Source organism: Rheinheimera riviphila (assembly GCF_004005945.1).
GTDB lineage: Bacteria > Pseudomonadota > Gammaproteobacteria > Enterobacterales > Alteromonadaceae > Pararheinheimera > Pararheinheimera riviphila.
Genome location: NZ_SACS01000013.1, coordinates 125,066 through 145,693, shown reverse-complemented (window position 1 = coordinate 145,693; position 20,628 = coordinate 125,066). Strand labels below are relative to the sequence as shown.

General features: G+C 50.0%; 14 protein-coding genes. 6 read left to right on the top strand and 8 right to left on the bottom strand.

Annotation, left to right across the window (positions count from 1 at the left end; translation table 11 throughout):
- Positions 1–101 precede the first annotated feature (101 nt).
- Positions 102–1,424, bottom strand: coding sequence for an amino-acid N-acetyltransferase (gene argA, locus EOE67_RS13015; RefSeq protein ID WP_127699575.1), 1,323 nt, complete (start codon positions 1,422–1,424; stop codon positions 102–104).
- 447 nt (positions 1,425–1,871) lie between these two features.
- On the opposite strand from argA, the gene EOE67_RS13010 reads away from it, so the two are divergent.
- Complete coding sequence (locus tag EOE67_RS13010) at positions 1,872–2,093, top strand: hypothetical protein (RefSeq protein ID WP_127699573.1); 222 nt, start codon at positions 1,872–1,874, stop codon at positions 2,091–2,093.
- 75 nt (positions 2,094–2,168) lie between these two features.
- On the opposite strand, the gene EOE67_RS13005 is transcribed toward EOE67_RS13010, so the two are convergent.
- The 4 genes from EOE67_RS13005 to EOE67_RS12990 form a co-directional block, all read right to left on the bottom strand.
- Positions 2,169–2,768 (bottom strand): O-methyltransferase, encoded by a 600-nt coding sequence (locus EOE67_RS13005; RefSeq protein WP_164852327.1) that lies wholly within the window; start codon positions 2,766–2,768, stop codon positions 2,169–2,171.
- 519 nt (positions 2,769–3,287) lie between these two features.
- Positions 3,288–4,487 carry a lytic polysaccharide monooxygenase gene (locus EOE67_RS13000; protein ID WP_127699567.1) on the bottom strand — a complete coding sequence of 400 codons (1,200 nt, stop codon included), beginning with the start codon at positions 4,485–4,487 and terminating at the stop codon, positions 3,288–3,290.
- A 72-nt stretch (positions 4,488–4,559) separates the two neighbouring features.
- Positions 4,560–7,628 carry a glycosyl hydrolase family 18 protein gene (locus EOE67_RS12995; RefSeq protein WP_127699565.1) on the bottom strand — a complete coding sequence of 1,023 codons (3,069 nt, stop codon included), beginning with the start codon at positions 7,626–7,628 and terminating at the stop codon, positions 4,560–4,562.
- An 86-nt stretch (positions 7,629–7,714) separates the two neighbouring features.
- A complete protein-coding gene (locus EOE67_RS12990) occupies positions 7,715–9,451 on the bottom strand; it encodes a glycosyl hydrolase family 18 protein (protein ID WP_127699563.1) in 1,737 nt (578 codons plus the stop codon).
- Between the two features lie 699 nt (positions 9,452–10,150).
- Between EOE67_RS12990 and EOE67_RS12985 the strand changes: the two genes are divergently transcribed.
- Both EOE67_RS12985 and EOE67_RS12980 read left to right on the top strand, forming a co-directional pair.
- Positions 10,151–11,149, top strand: a complete 999-nt coding sequence (locus tag EOE67_RS12985) for a PEP-CTERM sorting domain-containing protein (protein WP_127699561.1) — start codon at positions 10,151–10,153, stop codon at positions 11,147–11,149.
- A 281-nt stretch (positions 11,150–11,430) separates the two neighbouring features.
- Entirely contained in the window at positions 11,431–11,979 is a 549-nt protein-coding gene (locus tag EOE67_RS12980; RefSeq protein ID WP_127699558.1) for an invasion associated locus B family protein, read from the top strand.
- Between the two features lie 2 nt (positions 11,980–11,981).
- On the opposite strand, the gene EOE67_RS12975 is transcribed toward EOE67_RS12980, so the two are convergent.
- From EOE67_RS12975 to EOE67_RS12965, 3 genes are read right to left on the bottom strand one after another with little or no spacing between them, the layout of a single operon-like run.
- Positions 11,982–13,136, bottom strand: coding sequence for a glutathionylspermidine synthase family protein (locus tag EOE67_RS12975; protein ID WP_127699556.1), 1,155 nt, complete (start codon positions 13,134–13,136; stop codon positions 11,982–11,984).
- A 6-nt stretch (positions 13,137–13,142) separates the two neighbouring features.
- Positions 13,143–13,757, bottom strand: a complete 615-nt coding sequence (locus EOE67_RS12970) for a DUF1190 domain-containing protein (protein WP_127699554.1) — start codon at positions 13,755–13,757, stop codon at positions 13,143–13,145.
- Between the two features lie 42 nt (positions 13,758–13,799).
- Positions 13,800–14,213, bottom strand: coding sequence for a DUF350 domain-containing protein (locus tag EOE67_RS12965; protein ID WP_127699553.1), 414 nt, complete (start codon positions 14,211–14,213; stop codon positions 13,800–13,802).
- A gap of 191 nt (positions 14,214–14,404) precedes the next feature.
- On the opposite strand from EOE67_RS12965, the gene EOE67_RS12960 reads away from it, so the two are divergent.
- From EOE67_RS12960 to EOE67_RS12950, 3 genes are all read left to right on the top strand, one after another.
- On the top strand, positions 14,405–16,030 hold the full coding sequence (locus EOE67_RS12960) for a methyl-accepting chemotaxis protein (RefSeq protein WP_127699551.1): 1,626 nt from the start codon (positions 14,405–14,407) through the stop codon (positions 16,028–16,030).
- Positions 16,031–16,254: 224 nt separating this feature from the next.
- Positions 16,255–18,318, top strand: coding sequence for a M13 family metallopeptidase (locus tag EOE67_RS12955; protein ID WP_127699548.1), 2,064 nt, complete (start codon positions 16,255–16,257; stop codon positions 18,316–18,318).
- Between the two features lie 193 nt (positions 18,319–18,511).
- Positions 18,512–19,966, top strand: coding sequence for a capsule assembly Wzi family protein (locus EOE67_RS12950; RefSeq protein ID WP_127699546.1), 1,455 nt, complete (start codon positions 18,512–18,514; stop codon positions 19,964–19,966).
- Positions 19,967–20,628 lie beyond the last annotated feature (662 nt).

Below are 20,628 nucleotides of genomic sequence, written 5' to 3'. Positions count from 1 at the left end.
ATGGCGGACTACCTCCGGTGAGTCCGCCCTACTTTTTTATACAAATCAGATGCTTGCGTAGGGCGTACTCACCGCGCAAGCGGTAGTACGCCGAATAGAACTCAGGTTAAATCCAGCGCCAGAATTTTCGAGCGGCGCTGATAGTTGTAGAGCTGCTGCTTTTTCTCAGGCAAGTCTTCGACGTTTTTCAGCTCAAAACCGTGTTCCAAAAACCAGTGAATACTGCGGGTGGTGAGCGCAAATAAGGTGTTGTATTTACGCTGCCGGGCCAGTTGAATAATGTTTTTCAATAGCAAAGTGCCGCGGTCGGCATCGCGGTAATTTGGGTGCACCGCCAGACAAGCAAATTCGCCGACATTTTCTTCCGGGAATGGATAAAGCGCGGCGCAACCAATCACTAAGCCATCGCGTTCAATCAGCACAAACTGGTCAATTTCCATTTCCAGCTGTTCGCGCGAACGCCGCACCAATAAACCTTGTTGCTCTAGCGGCCGGATCAAATCCAGAATGCCGCCGATGTCGTTGATGGTGGCGGCGCGCAGGCGTTCAGCGGCTTCGGTGACAATTTGGGTACCGATACCATCCCGTGAAAACAGTTCCTGCAGTAAAGCGCCGTTCATGCTGTTACTGACCAAATGGCAACGTGGAATGCCAGCGCGGCTGGCGCTGATCGCAGCATGCAAAAAGGCTAAAGTTGCAGTGCAGGCACCAGGTTGTTCTTCCAATGCCAGCATGATTTTTTCAGCATCGTTTGGCATCAATTCGGCGATGATCTCTCCCATTTCATCGACGATGCCGCCAATGTCGGTAAAACCAATCATTTTATCGGCACGTAGTTTGGTCGCGACCTGGGTGGCAATTTCTTCGGCGGTCAGGTTAAAACTTTCGCCGGTGACCGAGGCTGCAACGGGCCCCATCAGCACAATACAGTTTTGATCCAGCTGGCGGCGAATACCGGCCACGTCAATGCGACGCACGCGGCCGCTGTGGTGGTAATCAATGCCTTCATCGACGCCCAACGGCTGCGCGATGACAAAATTGCCACTGACCACGTTAATTTGTGCGTTATGCATGGGGGTATTGGACAAACTCATCGACAATCGCGCGGTGATATCCAGCTGCAGCGCACCGGCCACTTGTTTGATCAGACGGAAGGAATCATCGTCGGTGACCCGAATGCGATTGTGGTATTGCGCGGCGAGGCCATGTTGCTCGAGCGCCTGATTAATTTGCGGTCTGGCGCCATACACCAGCACAATTTTGATACCGAGACTGTTTAACAGAGCAATGTCATTGATAATACTACGAAAACCCGGTTGGATCATCGCTTCACCACCGAGCATCACCACAAAGGTTTTGCCACGGTGTGCATTGACATAAGGTGCCGACTGGCGAAATCCATCAACTATTTCAGTGGTACGCACGCTCTGTTTGGTTCCTTCTGGTTAAGTTGTTCAAGTCATAAGGCTTTTATATGACATTAGAATGAACACAGTGTAGTGGAAAATCACCGCGACAGTGTTGACGGCAGGGTCAGAACACCGGATCTGTGGCGGGACAGGTAATGACGCGCACTTTAAATGAAAAGTGGATAAATATCCAACAGTAATTTATGGTTTTTTGCGCCGGTTATATGTGGTTGCCATGACTTCATCTCGGATTGCGCCAAATTTTGTTACAGCGAATTTTTGTGGTTTTATCTGATTTTATTGCATGAATATGCTTGGTGTGGTGTGGGTGTTCAAGCGGAAATCATTTTCTAAGCTGGCTGTGATAGCTTAGTTCGCCAGACTGTGTTCCACTGAAACGGTCTTTCAGTTGTCGCGTCGCCGACGCAGGCAAATGATTTGGCATCAAAAAAGGTCAAACTAATGAATCTGCTTAAATTAATCGCCATCCTGTTATTGGTCGGCGGCACCATCGCGCTGGCCTACGGTGGTTTTAGCTACACCAAAGATACCACCGCCGTAAAACTGGGTAGTATCGAGTTATCGGTCGAAGAAAAAGAAACCATTAACGTGCCAATGTGGGCCGGGGTTAGCGCTGTCGCCATTGGCGGTTTATTGCTGTTATTCGGTGGTCGTAAACCTTAATCGCAACATGCAGCACACTGTCAGGAGCTGCCTGACAGCTGCTGTGAGTCATCGTATTTGCGGTGTTCGACAGGGTTAATCTTTCCAGCCGTGTGGTTGGCCGATTGGGAATTTACCGACCAAGGGTTGTAAATTCCAGTAGTGCGGTATGGTATCTGGCTGCTCGGTAGTTGTTTTAAGAATACAAACTCCCACCGCGCCGAGGTCAATCGCATGCGAAAAAGCCGCAGATACTTTGATCAGGTCCCATGCTTCGCGCATATCGGCGGACCAGGAAATATCATCAAATAACACCACGGCACCTGCTTTCAGGAATGGACGCAACCGCTCAAAATAATGTATGGTCGCGATTTTTTCATGATGGCCGTCGATATAAGCTAAATCCAGCAGGGTGCCGGATTGCACGATCTGTGTATCAATTGCTTCATCGAATAATTGATTAATAACGTGGACTTGCGGCAAATCCTGTAGCGACTGCCGGGCAATCGCCGCGAGACTTGCTGAGCCTTCAACTGTAATAAATTGCTGCATTTTTGCATGGCGAGCCAAATAAATCGCTGAAATACCAACGCAGGTCCCCAGTTCGATGCCTGAAGTTGACTGAAATTCTCGACTGATTAAATGCAGAGCTGTAGCCCATTTTCGGTTCTTTCCGGTAAAGGCCACTTTGCCCATTGTATAGTTCAGCACTTTGCCTGGTAGCGGACGTGATTCCGGATCAATGACGCTGCCTGGTTTTGGTGAATACCAGATTTCTACCGGTGTGTCGCCCTGAGCCGCGATGTGCTGACGGCGTTGTTCGGCAAAAGTTGCTACTTTTTTAGCTTCAGCATCTAGTTGGCCATTGATCAGGAATCGTACTGCTGAAACCATATGTGGCGGAAAGCCATTTTCTGACATCTGGTTTAGCTTTGCTAATCTCGATTTTTTGGTGAGTGCAACTTTGAGTGATTGAAGTTTTTTATAAATTGCCTTTCGGATCATAAGCAAAATTTAACCTAATATTGGCTGACGATTTGAAGCCTTTGGCGAATGAGGTCGGTATTGTCAGCATTAAAATTGGCGTTAGTGTACCAGTCAGATCCGCGGCTGACCATCATTGGCAGTTGCCTGGGCAATGAGTTGTCATTTTTACTCTATGCACATAGAGGGCGCAGCAGCAATCAACAGGCCAGCTGCGCAGTCATCTTGTTGTTATAGCGGCAAGCTGCACACCAAATCCCAGCTGCCGTCACTGCCCGGTTTCGCCTGCGTCCACCATTTCGCCCGATAGACTTTACCGCTATCCGACATCACATCGTTTTTATCTGCATAACTAGGGCGACCGGCATGATCCATTCTTGGCCAATTCGGCCAGGCGAAGATTTTCGCCGGATCTAAGCCACCGCAAGTGAGGCCGCCGCTGGCTGGTTTTAAATCCAGATTCACAAATACGCTGGCGTCGCGGACATAAAGCCGGTTGGCAGTGGCAGCGTTTTGTAAGGCAACAGCACCGTTTTGTAATAAACCAATTTGCAGCGTGGACCCGTGCAAAGTGTTGATTTGATTGGCTAGTTCCAACGCCCAGGCTTGATTAGCAACATTGCTGGCATTGATCTCAAGACTTTGCTGAATTTGCTCCTGGCCCTGTGCATCAAACAGCCGCAACAACGCCTTTTCGCCGACTTTACCCAGCTGCGCTGCCGTCAGATAAGCACCTTTGTCATACCACTGTGCGGGTTGTGTATCGCCATTGACCAACTGCAAATCCGAGCAGTTGTAAAAACCTTCGCCCACCACATCCTGCCGTTGCCAACGGGTATACAGCACCGCTTTGCCGCTGCGGCTTTTTGGCATGGGGACATCAATTTCGTAATAACCACTTTGTGCCAGCACATCGTTTTGTTGATGAATAAGTGTCAGCTTTTCCCAGCTTAATGCAGTTGTTGCACCATCGTAATCCGGGTTCGACAGGTAAAACTGCCAGAAACTGGGGTTGTGTGGTGTGGTAGCGCGAAATCGGACTTTTAAGGTTGGCGTTGTTTTCACATCGATAATCGTGCTTTGCCAGTGGGTTGAAGGCAAATCCATGCCGGCTTTACGCTGATCGCCGCCTGCGCAGAGTAGACCGTTTTTAATACCGGCTTTGACCGCAGTCATATTGCCGTAATCCGGCACATTGGTTGAGTATTCATGGTGTTGCGTGAGCGCATAACCACCAGACTTTTGATAAGCGCTGCGACACGCCAGATTGGCAATGCCAGAGCCATCGGCTGGCCACCAGTAACCACCGTCGTCTTTACAAATTTGTTGCCGTGCTTTGGGGTATTCAACATAACCATGGCTCCAGGCCAGATTGCTAAGCAGCAGCGTACTAACCGCTACGGTCAGGTTGCATAATTGAGTTACTTTCATCGGAATATTCCTTATCAGAAAAGCCCATGTTCTGTCGCATGGGCTGAAGCATTAGGGGTGTTTTAAGCGGGCTTAGGGCGCTGGTTTATCGCAGACAAACTGCCAGCTACCATCCGAGCCCGGCACCGATGTAGTCCACCATTTGGCTTTGTAAATTTTGCCTTGGTAGCTGATATGGTCACCGCCAGCAGCATGGGTGCCCCGTGGCCAGTTTGGATATTCCGGCACGTTGACTGGCACTCCGGCGCAAGAGCCTCCGGTATCGCCGCCACCACCGCTAATAGTGCCGGCAGGGAGCTGCGAATATTCCTGTTTCAGCGCGAAGTTCTGACTACCAACCGCCACCCGCCAGTTCGATGGCATCGGCATCGGCAGGTAGTAGTTCAGCGTCAGCACCACGGCGGCGTTATTGGCCAGCGGGCTGTGGGCAGGGATGGTCAGTTCAACGCGGTGGAAATCGTTTTGCAGGCCACCAATATTATTGCCAGCCGAATTGCTGCCACTTTGGATGACCTTGGTGCCATAACCGGTTTGATCAGTGAAGTTATCACCGGTAGCGGTCGGCACATCAAAACTGACTTTGGCGCCACCCGGAATGGTCTGGCCGGATTTATTGGTCAAGGTTAGTTTTGGGTTGATCGGGTAGTTGGCATCGCCCAGTTTAAAGCCGTCAATTTTCACCTGCAGATCTAAACTGCTGACTGGCAACGCTTTTGGATCCCGTTTATGGCCATAAGGCGCAGCGGATTTGAGCGTGTTATAGAAAATACTGGTCAGATCATCACCAATAAAATACTCGCCTTTGCTGCTGTCATAACTGTAATCGCCAGCCAGTTCCCAGAACATCACGCCGCCAATGTTGCGACTGGCAATGTAGTTGGCTTTCTGGCGGATACTCTCGTCATCTTCAATCGACAGGAATACTTTTTTGCTGTTATTCCAAAGCCATGGCGCCACCAAAGTACTGCTGTAGTTGTGCTGGTAAACGCCGGTCAACTGATCGGCCGGATCGGTGACCGGGTTCAGGCCATAAGCGGCTAAGTAACTACCCAGCTTGCCGTCCTGCAGGTTTTTGGTGTGCCATAACGGGTTGGAACCAGCTGGCACTTCAGCGCCATTTTTACCCAGGTCATGCCATAAGTTATCGATGCCAATAGCCCCGGCGCCACAACGATTTTGTGGTGAACCACCGGTGCCTGGTGGGCAAGTAGTTTGATCGGCTTGTGCTGCTTTACCCCACAAACCGGCGTTGCCACCCACCACATTACGCCAGCCGCGACTGTAATACGGCACGCCAATATTGATGCGACCCGCTTGCATCGCACCGCGGAAATAGTGGAAGGCCCAGTCGGTATTCAGGTACCCAATGCGCTGATATTGGCTGGCATTGTAGTAACTCCAGGCAATGAGCTCGCTGTCCTGACCGTCATCAAATAACGCTGCATTCGGCCCGACATGGTCGTTCCAGGCGCCGTGTAAGTCGTAACTCATAATGTTGACGTAATCGAGGTACTGGGTCACCGGAAATACTTCCATGCCGCGCAGCAAATAACCGGACGACGGCGAGGCGATCGTCAGCAAATAGTGTTTGCCATCGGCCACTGATGCGGCGTCGAGTTTTTCACGGAGGGTTTTCATCAACACCTGATAAGACGCCATTAAACCGGCGCGGCGTGGGTTGGAGATGGCAAAATCATCCGGGTTGCCGGAATCTTTCATACTGGCCGGATATTCGTAATCGATATCGGCGCCATCAAAACCGTAAGTGCGCAGGAAAGTGACGACGGAGTCGGCGAAGGTGTTAATACCCGCGACGTTGACGCTGTTATCACTATTGGTGGTCATCGTATAGAACCCGCCGCTGGCGACGCGGTTGCCGCTGTCGTCAAAGAAGCCACCGGTTTCAGCCCAGCCGCCAATCGAAATCAGCGTTTTGACATGTGGATGCTGCTTTTTGTATTTATTCAACAGGTTAAAGTGGCCTTTGTAGCTATAGGCCGGGTCCATTTCGGCACCTGCGACATTTGGCCATTCCATACCGGTGGCGGCATTGCCCACATCAGTAGGGTTACCAATTGATACTTTATTGCTGGCATCAACATGAGCAAAAGCGTAGTTAATATGGCTGATTTTCTGCCATGGAATTTGATTCACCAGATAAGCTGGCATGCCATTTTTGCCATGACGCCAGCTGGTGAAATAACCGATGATCCGCCGTGGATGATCCGGCCCCATCACTTCACGGCCATTGGCATCGTAGATGGTGCAATAAGGCACATTAAGGCCAGTGGTCTGATACAAACCATCTGGGCGGCAAGCATCGTGACCGGTCTGGTCGCTTTGCGCACTGAAACTGACCGTTGTTTCGCTGGCAGCGCCGAGGTTATCAATGGCTTTAACTTTCAGGCTATGGCTACCGGCGGTGGCGGTCCAACTGGTGCTGAACGGTGCCGTGGTTTTTTCGGTCAGTAACACACCATCGAGCACAAATTGCACCTTGGCGATAGTACCGTCGGCGTCAGTGGCCGTAGCGCTGAATAACACCGTTTCACCGACCCGGTACTGGCTGCCATTAGCCGGTGCGCTGACATTGACCACCGGCGGCTGGTTGTTGCTCACCGCATTGACTTTAAACGGCACTGCTGCGGTTTGGGTTTTGGCATTTTTATCATCATAAGCAATCACATACAGCTGTTGATTGCCGGTGACCGCTGTCCAGCTGGCTTGATAAGGTGCGCTGGTGTCGGTGCTGAATAACAGACCGTTGAAGTAAAATTCGACTTTACTGATACTGCCATCAGCATCGCTGGCGTTGGCGGCAAAAGCCACGGTGCTACCGCTACTAAATTCGCTATTGGCAGTTGGCGCGCTGATACTGGCCAGCGGCGGTTGATTCACCACCACGCCGTCGCAATCACCCAGTTTGCTCCATTCCTGATATTGGTTAGAGTAAGTTGCCGGGTTACGGTTTTGGTTCCACCAGTTGGCTTTATAGGCTTTTTTCTCGTGCTGAACTTGCTGATTGGTGGTGTAAGCTTTGCTGCTGCTCCACAGCTGCATATTGCTGCAGTCAATGGCGAGGCTGCTGAAACTACTCAGGCTACAAAGCCCGAGCAGGGTTAACTGTTGAATATGTTTCATAAAGACCTTCGAATGTATTGGTAGTCGTTAAGCAGGTACCAGCGCTTCGTCCAGACAGCGCTGAATGCTGTTGCCGATCGGTGCTGTTATTGTTTCGGGTGACCGAGACCTTCATGCATGGCGTTCAGGATATGACCGTTGTCGCCATCCAGCTCCCAGGCGAAAATGCCACCTAAATTGCGCTGCCGGATAAACTGGCCTTTGGCCTGCACCGAGCGCTTGGTGTCAAAACTGACCAACGTTTTGGTCGCCGGGTTCCAGACAAAACTGGCTTTGCCGGTGTCATCCCAATACAAACCAAAGCCATTAGCACCGCTGCCGTTGACGCCACCCATCATCTGGGTTTCGATTTTTTTGTAGTCTTCAATGCCTTTTTCCCAACTGCCGGCGATACCCTCACCACCAGAGCCGGTAAATGGATTATTGCCACTGACATTGGCGACGTTTTTCCAGCCCCGGCCGTACATCGCCGCGCCGATGGTGATTTTGCCAGCCGGTACCTGCCGGGCTAGCAAATGATCCACCGCTTCCTGCGCACTAAAACCAGCCAGCGGTGAACTTGGATTTGGATATAAACCTGCCATATGACCTAAGGTGCCATTCCAGGCGCCGTAGTAGTCGTACGTCATCAGGTTGATGTAATCCATGTATTGATGGGCACTTTCCCAGTCGACCTGACTGAGTTTCGGCACGCCGCCGCTCATCGCAGCTGTTAGTTGGTAAGTGCGGCCGGTCTGCTGACTGAGCGTGTTCAGTGCCAGTCGCAAATCACGCATCAACAGCACAAAACCGGCACCATCCTGCGGCGAACCCAGTGCTTCGTTGGCGCCACCACCACCCGGGAATTCCCAGTCGATGTCGATACCGTCGAAGAAATCATAGGTTTTAATAAACTGCACCATTGAAGCAACAAAAGTGGCGCGGTGGGTGGCGTTGGTGCCAATGGCGTACAGCGGATCGGACAATGTCCAGCCACCGACCGATGGCAGAATTTTCAGGTGTGGATTGGTTTTTTTCAGCCGGTACATTTCGGCGAACAGGCCTTTAATCGGTTGATCCCATTTGTCATTGGCATAACCTTTATCCAGCGCAGCCCATTTGTCGTGTACCACCACGGTGTAATTGGGTTTACCCTGACATTGTGCTTGTAACGCGCTGTAGCCTTGTGGATTGTCGCGTTGTAATGAGCTATTAGGGCCACAGACCGGTATAAAACCGTAGAATAAGTGCGTCAGATTTTTGGCCGGAATATCATAAGCATGGTAGTTGCGGCCATAAATGCCCCACTCAACAAAATAGCCACCGACCATTTTGTTGCTGGTATTTTGATAAGGTACGTTTTGCTGTTGCATCGGCTTGGGCCAGCCGGCGAAATTCAGCTGGGTCCAGGGATCAAAACCACCTGGTGTGCCAGGCCCGCCAGAGCCGGTGACTTTGATGGTTCTTTTGTCGCTGGCGGTACAGCTGCGCTCGGCGCCGACCACGTTACATAAGCTGACGATATAGTCGTAAGTCCCTGCTGCAGTCACCGCGACCGATTTAGTGCCGCTTTGCGCATTCTGGCCGTTTGCTGTTAAAGCCGCGGTATGCACCACCACGCCATTCTGGCTAAGCTGCCATTGATTGCCGTTGGTTCCCCACCACATATTCCAGCCGATCGGTACATTGACGCTGCCATTATTAAGCGTGAGATTGGTTTCCTGCCAGTTTAGGCTGGGCTTGGCCGGTTGTGCCGGTGCCGCGATTAGCTGCGGGCTGATTGATAACGCAGATAACGCCAGCAACAGCAAATTGCTGCGACCGATAGATTTTAAAGTGTTCATAACATTGTTCCTGCCTGTGGTGTTGAACGGGCAATAAGCCCTGTTGCTTTTTTTGGTATGTCCACCACTGACATCCAACAGTCCATTGCTCCAGCATTTGGTGGTCGCACTAACATGAAACAAATGACAACGTTGTCAAAATTAAAATGATGCTAATTTCGTGATATTTTTATGATGATTTTTTGACATGTGGACAGACGAATGAAAAGTAACGGGATATTTGGCAGAGAAAATCAGCAGTCACTGATGTATAGCCGTCATCCTTGAAGAAGTGTGGGGGGCTGCCTTCGCTCACGGCGCCGTCAGTCCGCCCCCCATCATATGGAACGACTAAGCTCCGGGTCGGACTGACGTTCCAGATTTGCTCAGTGGCTGTCGACCCGAATCTTCAATGATTTTGGGTATCTATATTGGTGTTTTGTTTTACGAAATAACGCTGTTGAGACAGCGAAGTGCCAACAAAGAGAATTGTGGATTTATTATAGAAACAATGTACCTGAAATGGTTTTTTCATTTTGTTTACAGGTGTCAATAAATATTACAGAGTATATTTGCTTTCCATAATTATTGATTTAAATCAATTAGATAAGTGTTGGCATGGATGCTGCAATTTCAGCGTTGTAACAGGGTGCTGGCGAGCCATACTGATTGACAGTACAAGCCGACTTACGCATCAAACAGGCAGCAAAGGACATTACTATGAAATTCATTAAAACTTTCACCGCAACGGCAATTCTGCTTGGCGCTATGGCGCAGGCAAATGCCAGTGCCATCATCACTGACGGCAATGTAAAATTAGGTGTTGATAACTACGGCAACCTCAACATCGGCGGCAGCGTTAGTTCAGTGACCGGTACTACCGCAGTTGGTTTACGTTATTTAACCGCCAATGGCGAATATGAGTCAACTTCGCATGGTTGCTGGTGTGAAGGTTGGGGCGTCGCTATCGCTGATAACAATACCTCTGGTTATGCAAATAATTCTACTGGCACAGCTGGTTTATCAGTGGATTCGTTCAGCTCTACTGCAAGCACTGCCAGTGCAACCACTCTGATGGGTTCGGCATTAAAAATTACCCACTCTTTTGCGCTGGCTGCTGAAACGGCTAATTTATTCCGGGTAAAAGTCACCATCGAAAATACCAGCGGTGCAGATATCAACAATCTGCTGTATCGTCGTACTTTCGACTGGGATACGGATCCATCACCATTTAATGAATATGTGACTATCGGTGGCACTGCAGCTGCAACTGCGGTACTGGCGGCAAACAACAATGGTTTCTGTAGTTCAAATCCACTGGCTGGTTGTGCAGGCGCATTCAACGGTGACTTCGTTGCTGCTGGTCCAACCGACCACGGTGCAAACTTCGATTTTGACTTCGGCGCTTTAGTGGCCGGTGGTACGTATACATTTGATATTTTCTACGGCGCTGCTGGTAACAAAACAGCTGCTTTAAATGCCTTAGGTGAAGTTGGTGCTGAAGTGTACTCTCTGGGCTGGTCTGGCTGGGATGCAAATCAGGACGGTACTGGTGATAATGGTGGTGAAACCACACCAACCTTTATCTTCGGTTTCTCTGGTGTTGGTGGTGTAGCACTGCCAGATCCAACAGATGTACCAGCTCCTGCTTCAGTGCTGTTGTTGGGCCTGGGCTTGTTTGGTTTAGCCATGAGCCGCCGTCAACGTAAAGCTGCATAATCTGCTGCGATATATGCCCCGAATCTTCAAGGATGAAGGGTCTACGTATTGACGAAGAAACCCTGTTTATGACAGGGTTTCTTTTTTTGAATCAGTAAATATACCCAAAATCATTGAAGATTCGGGTAGGCGGCAACTGAACGAATCCCCAGGAGCATAGTAGTTCTATGTGACTGGGGTGAGTGAAGGCGGCCAACAACCCCGAATCTTCAAGGATGACGGGTATATACAGTCGCACTTATCGGGCTGTCTTCATGTTCTCAATTCACAGGTGACTCATTGTGATCAATCAATTCAAAACCACTGCGACTAATCATCATCATGCTTTTTTCAAATTGCTAAGCCAGTGTGTGGTTGGGGCGAGTTTGTTTGGAGCAGGTTTATTGACTTCGGCAGCAGTGCAAGCCAATGAAACCACTTTTGGCGACTGGAAAATGTTTTGTCAGCCAACTTGTGTGTTAACGCAAAATTTGACCGATCCGGCCAGACCTGGTGTGCGATTTGCGGTGCAGATGGCAAAAGTTACGGAATCAAAAGCAATTTTGGTACAGCTCAATTTTCCACTAGGGATTTATCTGCAAAAGCCGATTGGCGTTGCGATTGGCCCATACCGCACCGAAGTGCCAATGACGGTCTGTTTACCTGGTGGTTGTAAAGCGGTGTTTGAAATGTCTGCGGAAATGCGTGCTGCCATTCTCGACCAGCCTGTCATGCATGTCGGTTTTTTCGCGACAGATGAAAAGCCAAACAAAATTACCTTTTTGCTCAACGGCCTGGCAGCCGGTATAACAGAGCTCGAGAAAGGCAGCGCGACATCTAATCCAAAATAAAACTAATCCAAAATAATATGCGGTAAAAACCGCGAACTATCTTTGGTAATTAAGGTGGCATCTTCGCGGATGCCAATACCAGCGGCCGCATCACCGACCAGCCAGGAACCGATCAAGGTAAAACTTTGATCAAACTGTGGTAGTGGCGTAAACGCCTGGCGGATAAAAGGCGCGTCAGTGTAAGGGCCATCCACCACCAAACGTTGTCCTTGCGGGTCAATCAGTTCGATGTTGGCACCTTCGCGGGAATACAAAGGTTTGCGCACCCACCCTTGACCCAAAGGTTTGCTGTCAGCATTTTCGAAAAACGCGGGTAGCAAATTCGGGTGATTCTGGAATTTTTGCCAGAGCAGCGGCAGGATGCCTTTGTTTGATAACAACATTTTCCAGGCTGGCTCCAGCCACTGGGTATTTGACGTCAGCAAATGCGCACCAAAGTCTTCCCGCAGCATAAATTCCCACGGATAGAGCTTAAACATCGCTTGGATCGGATAATTCTGGCTATCGACCAGTTGGCCATTAATTTCACCGAGCTGTTCCAGCGGCAGATAACGGGTATCAATGCCGGCCTGACTGGCGATATCCATCAGATAATTGATGGTGCCTTTGTCTTCAATATTGCCATCAACACTGCTGAAATAACAGGGCTGACGCAGCGGGATGCTGGCAAATGCTTGCTCCAGTTTGTCCTGCAACGAGTTAAACTGATCGGCGCCTTGTGGCAACCGGCCGCGCATTTGTTGATCTTCCAACCACACCCATTGGAAAAAACCGGTTTCAAACAACGAGGTTGGCGTGTCGTAATTCAGTTCCAGTAATTTCGCCGGACCTTGGCCGTTGTAGGCTAAATCGAGACGACCGTATAAATGTGGTTGTGAGGTGCGCCAGGATTCAGCCAGCCAATCCCAATAAGCAGGCGGCACATCCAGCGCAATCAGCTTTTGCTCGTCCGCCAGAATGTCCGGGATGAGCGACAACGCCATTTGGTGCAGTTCTTCGGTTGGCGCTTCTAAATCGTCTTCAATCTGACGCATGCTGAACTGGTAATAACCGGTTTCATCCCAGTAGGGCTCGCCGTCAAAAGTGTGGAAGTCAAAACCAACACTTTCGGCATATTCGCGCCAACCCGGGCGTTGTTCTATCGCAATTTTCTTCATAAAGCATTAACCGCCACTCGTCATCGACTGACGTTGCTGGGCTTGTGCACCAAAACCGCCACGACGTACCACGTTACCGGCCTTTGGTTGCATCTGTGATGGCATCACCGAGGTAACCCCGGATTGACGCGCCACCGGTTGATTGCTGGCCGTACGATAGGTGCTTTGATCATCCCGCGATTTGTACAACGGTTGGGTGGGCACCGACTTTTGTGATCCAGCCTGACCCGCGCCACCCCGGTTCAGCATTTGACCTGCTAAAAAGCCCATCATCATTGGCATAAAAAAACCGGAGCTGGCTTGTTGCTGTTGCACCGGAGCATTGGGATCTGTGCTGACCGCGGCCGTTGCTGGCGTCTCACAATTGCCAGCACCAAAATCGGTTTCACACTCAGTTTTACTTTGATACTTCGGTGCCACTTGCGCATGCAATTCCTGCGCTTTGGCAAATTCGGCAGTACATTCAGCCGGCGGATTGTAAAAAGCCGCGCACTCTTCGGCGTTTTGATACACCGCAGTTTGGACCGGCTCTTCGCTGCCACAACCAGCCAACAATAAAGTTGCGGTGGGTACCATCAGGATCAGAGCGGCTTTTTTACTGCGCTTGAGTGAATTCGACATAACTACTCCTTAAACGTCTTGCTGGTTAAAACGGTATACGTCTTAAAACGTCATGCTGGCCGAGTTGATCAGGCCAACTGTCACTGAGCAACAGGCAGAAAAAATACCCGCCGCCAGTTCGCCCTGGGTGATCCGTTCCGGTAACCGGCGGATGGTCAGTCGTACCGCCACAAATGTCAGGCTCTGGATAACTAAAGCGATAGCGCCCCAAATGGCACAATCGGCTAATGAAATGGAGTGAGTGATGGCGCTGGCTAAAGGTAAACCAAAACCAATCAGCGCGCCGCCAAAAGCAACAGCTGCCGCCGGATTATTGGCCTGGATCAGCGAGACCTCGTCGTGCGGCGTCAACCAGGTATAAATGCGGGCGAATAATAACAACAACAAGACCGCGAGAAAAAAGAAACTTAGAAAGCTCGGTAAACCGGCGATTGAAGCAAGCAAGGTTGCAGACATTATTGATCCTTAATGAGTTGTGGTTTTGCTGGCGCTATCATCCAGAATTTACCGGCAAAACGCAATCAAGCTGCAATTGATGGCCAGGGGAGGGACAAAAACGACAAATCCTGAAACCTGAACTAAGCTCAAACTAGTGGATAAATGGGCCTAAGGATCTGTTACATAATGGTATTTTTGAGGTACATCAAATGTTGAATCAATTCAAAGTCCGAAGCCGGTTGATTATCCTTGCGGCATTGCCGTTGATAGTGCTGGTGTTTTTAAGCCTTGTTTCCATTTTGAATATGCGTGAATTAGCGACTGGCGTTGACAGCCTGTATCAGGACCGGGTGAAGCCACTGCAACAAATTAAAACGGTATCAGATGCTTACGCTGTGACAGTGGTGGACACCCTGCATAAACATCGCGCCGGTGTGCTGGATGCCAGTGCAGCTTCAGCCCAAATCCAGCAGGCCACCACCACTGCTGCCGAATCGTGGCAAGCGTTCCGGGCCACCAAACTGACAGATTCAGAGCGTGGTCTGGCCGATAAAGCTGAAGATTGGATTTCAAAATGGCAACAACAAATTACCGATTATCGTGCTGCGATCGATGATGCTTCAATTTTAAAGCTCGAAAATGCTGGTTTTAATCAGCAATTGTATGGCGTCGCCGATCCACTGAGTCAGGCGCTGGATAAGCTCATTCAACTGCAGTTGCAAGAAGCGCAAATTTACACCAAGCATGCACAGGATACATTTTCCGGCACTATGCAGATGTTTATTATTCTGGTCAGTCTGGTGGTGATAGCGCTGACCATTCTGGCGCGGCTGGTTTATAGCTCCATTCAGCGGCCGTTGTCTGATTTGCGCCAGATCATTACCCAAGTCGGACAGAATTCTGATTTGCGGCTGCGGGTCAAAGTGATTGGCGCGGATGAAATTGCTGAAACCGCTGAATCGTTTAACCAGACCATCGCCCGGGTACAACAATTTTTCACTGAACTTGGCTCAGCAGTAACCATGATGGCGGCAGCTTCGGAGCAAATGAGTAGCATCAGCCAGCAAGTCAGCACCACGGCTTTTGCACAGGAGCAACAAGCCAACCTGATTGCTACTGCAATCAACCAAATGTCGGCAGCGATTCAGGAAGTAGCGTCCAGTGCGCTGGCAACGTCCGAGCGCGCCAATCAGGCCGATGAAAAAACCCAGAGTGGTTACGACAAAGTCACTCTGAATATTCAGGCGATTGAGCAATTATCGGCGGCGATTAAAGGTGCCAGCCAGGTGATTGAACAGCTGAATGGCGAGTCGGAAAAAATCAGCCAGGTGCTGGCAGTGATCCAATCGATTGCAGCACAAACCAACTTACTGGCGCTAAATGCTGCCATTGAAGCGGCGCGGGCTGGTGAAGCGGGTCGTGGTTTTGCAGTCGTGGCTGACGAAGTACGTACCCTCGCTACCAATACTCAAAAAGCCACCGAGTCTATCCGCACCATGATTGAAAACCTGCAGGCTGCCGCCAAAGAAGCAGTGACGGCGATGGCGCAATCACAAACCCATGCCGACAGCAGTGTGCATAATGCGCAACAGGCCGGTGAAGTGCTGGGCGAAATCAGAAGTTCGGTGGGCACTATTGTTGATATGAACGTGCAGATTTCGGCGGCGACTGAAGAGCAAACCATTGTCGCTGAAGACATTAACAAAAATATCAGCGAGTTTAGTATCAGTATCGGTGAAGTCACCCGCAGTGCCCAGCACAGCGCCGAAGCCAGTGGTTCGTTGGCGGAACTGGCGGCGAAATTGCGGACGCAAGCCTCCGCCTATCAGGTGTAATTTCAGGCAAATCTCAAGGAAGAAAAACGGCGAAACTGCAGCCAAAGACCAGTAAAACTGCAGTTGCGCCGTTCCTTTTATAGCGGACATCACCGGTAATAACCCCGTCAAATCATCGTTTTATCGCAGAAGCTAGCTACAGACGTGTTGCAGGCTGGACATTCAATGCTGTTTCACTACACTCGGCCTGAAATCTTCTTTTGTCGCTACAGCAGGATAAAACCATGAATAAAAAAACACTCATCGCCTTTAGCATCGCCGCCGCCCTCGGCCTGACCGCTTGTGAGCGCGCCGCAGAACCCGCCGCTACTGCATCGGCCGAAGTTGCAGTCACCGCCGCCAAATCTGGGATTGAACTGGCGAATCTGGATACCCAAATCAAACCACAACAAGACTTTTTCCGTTATGTGAACGGTAATTGGTTAGCCAAGACCGAAATTCCTGCTGACAAAGCCAGTTGGGGCAGCTTTAACGAGTTACGGGAAGAAGCAGATAAGCACGTGCTGACGCTGATCAAAGAAGCCGCGGCCAAACCGGCAGACGCTGGCAGCGACGCTCAGAAGATTGGTGATTTGTACCGCGCATATCTGGACACCAGCAAAATCGACAGCCTCGGTTTAGCCCCATTACTGCCAGGCCTTGCCGCCATTGACAACCTGAAATCTGCAACCGATTTGGCCACTTTGTGGGGAACCTTGCAGGCTGAACGTTATGGTACACCGGTGTCGTTGTTTGTCAGTCAGGATCAGAAAAACTCTGACCAATATATTGTCGGCGCCAGCCAGTCTGGTCTTGGTTTACCGGATCGTGATTATTACCTGAAAACCGATGAAAAATCCGAAAAAATCAAACAACAATATCAATGGATGATCGCAAAATTCTGGGAACTGGCCGGCTGGGAAAATGGTTCTGCCGCTGCCGCAACCGTATTTGAAGTGGAAGCAAAATTGGCGGAAGCACAGTGGAGTCGGGTGCAGAATCGCGACCGCAACGCCACCTACAACAAAATGACTTTGGCTGAACTTGCTACATTAGCACCAGGTTTTGATTGGCAGGCATTTACCAGCGCCGCTAAATTAGGCGCTGTGTCTGATGTGGTCGTTCGCCAACCAACCTACTTCACTGCTTTTGCCAGCATTTCACAACAAGTAACCTTGGCGCAGTGGCAAACCTATCTGAAATTTCACTTGTTACGTAATCATGCCAGCCTGTTGAGCAGTGGTTTTGATCAAGCCAGCTTCGATTTTTACGGCCGGGTGTTAAGCGGTTTACAAGAGCAGAAACCACGTGAAGAGCGCGCCGTTGAAGCCATTAATACCGCGCTGGGTTTTATGGTTGGCAAAATGTATGTTGAAAACTACTTTAAACCGCAAGCCAAAGAGCGGATGGATCAACTGATTAAAAACCTGCGGGTCGCTTTTGAGCAAGCCATCAATGAACTTGAATGGATGAGCGCTGAAACCAAAGTGGCGGCACAGGAAAAACTGAAGAAATTTAATACCAAAATCGGTTATCCGGATGTTTGGCGCAACTACGACTGCTTAACCATCAGTGCTGATGATTTGATTGGCAATATGCAGCGCAGCAGTCAGTGTGAATATCAGCGGATGGTCGACAAACTGGGTAAACCTGTAGATCGCAGCGAGTGGGGCATGACGCCACAAACGGTCAACGCCTATTACAGCTCGACGATGAATGAAATTGTGTTCCCGGCGGCGATTCTGCAACCACCATTTTTTAACGTTGATGCCGATGATGCAGTGAACTATGGTGCCATTGGCGGCGTGATTGGCCATGAAATTACCCATGGTTTTGACGATCAGGGCCGCCGCTCGGACGGTGATGGCAACCTGCGTGACTGGTGGTCGCCAGCAGACGGTGAACAATTCCAGCAACGCGCCCAGCTGATGGTTGACCAGTACAGTGCCTTTAATCCAATTGACGATTTAAAACTACAAGGTGCTTTGGGATTAGGTGAAAATATCGCCGACCTCGGTGGTTTGACGGTTGCTTATCGGGCTTACCAAAGCTCGTTGCAAGGCAAACCAGCGCCAGTCATTGATGGTTTTACCGGTGAAAAACGCTTTTTTATCGGCTGGGCACAAGTCTGGCGGGTGAAATTCCGTGATGAAGCGCTGCGTCAGCAAGTGATCACCGGCCCGCATTCGCCGGGCATGTATCGGGTACAAGGTGTGTTATCGAATATGCCGGAGTTTTATCAGGCGTATGACGTGAAGCCGGGTGATGGCATGCACCGTCCGGATGATGTACGGGTGAAAATCTGGTAAGACACTTTTCAGTTGATGGTTTGTCAAACCACTATTGAAGAGCGCTTTAAAGCAAAAACGGAGCCCGATGCTCCGTTTTTGTTTGTTACATATCTGTAGGCTAAGCGTCACCAATCAGCATTGGCGGTTCGGGGTTAAGTCCGTATAATCGGCCGCAATTTCTTCACATTCTTTATGGATTAAGGATCACACTTTGAATTCTTTAAATCGTTGGTTGCCACTGACAGCTCTCTTCAGTGCTTTGATGACGGCAACGAGCACCCAGGCGGCCTGGTGGGTCGGAACCGATGACCTGATGCTGCGCTCCGATATTCAGTTGTTAGCCGATTCAGGTGTGATCCAACAACCAGTCACCACCTTCCCGCTGATGTGGCAAGGGGTGATCCACGATATCCGTCTGTCGAATTCTGAACAGTTGGCACCCCATCTGGCACAAGCGGTACAACGGGTGGTAGCCGCTTATCAGCGTGATCACCGGGCATTACAAGGCCGGGTGAGCCTCGAAGGTGAAACCGCCGAGCCTTCTGTGGTGCGTTATGGTGATACCTTACGTGACAAGGCGCAGGCTGCGGTACAAGCAAATTATCAAAGTGACAATATCAGCGGCCAGTTAAAGGTCAGTAAAATCAAAGACCCTTATGATCAAAACGACACCCGGCTTGATGGCAGTTATCTGGGGTTTAAAGCCTGGAACTGGATTGTCAGCGTTGGCGCTATCGATAAATATTGGGGCCCAAGCTGGGACAGCAGTACCATTGTCGCCATCAACGCCCGGCCAGTGCCAGGGATCACCTTCACGCGCCATTCCAGCGTTGCTGAGAGTGACGACTGGTTACCACCCTGGACTTTTACCACCAGCTTCGGCCAATTGAGCGAGCGTGCTTCGATTCCTTCTGCGAAACAATGGCAGGCGCGTTTTGGCAGTCGGCCTTTGTCGCAACTTGAAGTTGGCTTTAACTGGGTGATGCAGTACGGCGGTGATGGCTACGGCAATGGCCTGAATGACTGGTTTGATAGCCTGTTCCGGGGTGGCACGCTGGAAGGCTTTGAGAACATGGTGGCAGGCTTTGATTTGCGCTGGTCTGGTACTATCGCCGGGCGGCCTTATGCGGTGTATGGCACCCAGACTGCCGACGATTTTAACAGTCGTAAACTGAAGTTATATAAAAATGCTTACCAGCTTGGCGCTGAAATTTATCTGCATGAGATCAACAGCCGTGTTTATCTTGACCGGGTCGATACCACAGTGAATTGTAGTGAAGACCGTCAAGCCAACTGTTTGTATGAACACACTTTTCACCAGGACGGCTACCGGCGCTATGGTCGCAGTATGGGCAGCCCTTATGACAATGACAGCCGCGCTGTGAATATCGGTATTCTGACGCATCTCGATACCAACACCAGCTGGCACAACAAGTTTTCCTGGTTACAGCTGAATCTGGATGGTACGCGGGTTGAATTACCATCGCAGTGGACTCAGACCCAGTTACCAGCCCGTACGGTATTGGCCTGGCGCACCGAGCAGCAGTGGCGTGAAGAGGCTGATGAAGTGAAATGGGGCCTGGAGTTTAGTCAGACCACCTATAAAGCCGACGATAGCAACGATTGGCAAACCGAGTTGTTCGTCAAATGGCAGCGATTGTTCTGAAAACATGCCGCTGAAGAGCAGGTATTGCTCTTTTCGGGTTGATTTTAGCAATTGGCGGACTAGCCTTCGGCCGAGTCCGCCCTACAATATTTCATTTTTAAAATGAAATACCAAATAAAATCCAATGCTTACGTAGGGCGCTACTCGCCGCGATAGCGGCAGTACGCCGGATTTTGTCACAACCGAAGCAACCGTCACCATGGGTTGCACCGCGAAAGTGCAAGTCTTTTCACACAGCAACATTTGGTGCCTCAAAACCTTCCATTTTCTTCGGCATGCATACGTATGCAGCGTGCATTCAATTCTCATTTAAATTCCCAGTAAAACGCTTACATTTTGATGTGTTTATCGGACGCGGTTTGCCCCAATTTAACCCAACCGCACTGTGGTTGTACGATGGTTGTTCGAGGTCTGTACGTTTTACCGGCGATTTTATTCACAGCATTACCGCTATAAAATGTGACTTAATTGGCTGTTTTACTGCTTAAAAGCTGCGATATTGTTGATTTTCATTGTAATCAGACTTTTCCCTATCAAAACAATTTGGGTGGTTTGCACCTTGTTTGGGCAAGAAATTACGGCTGCGCACCCCAATAGCGCAAATTAGACATTTTGAATACGTATTCATGTTGTTGTGCAGACGGATTGAGTTTATCAATAGC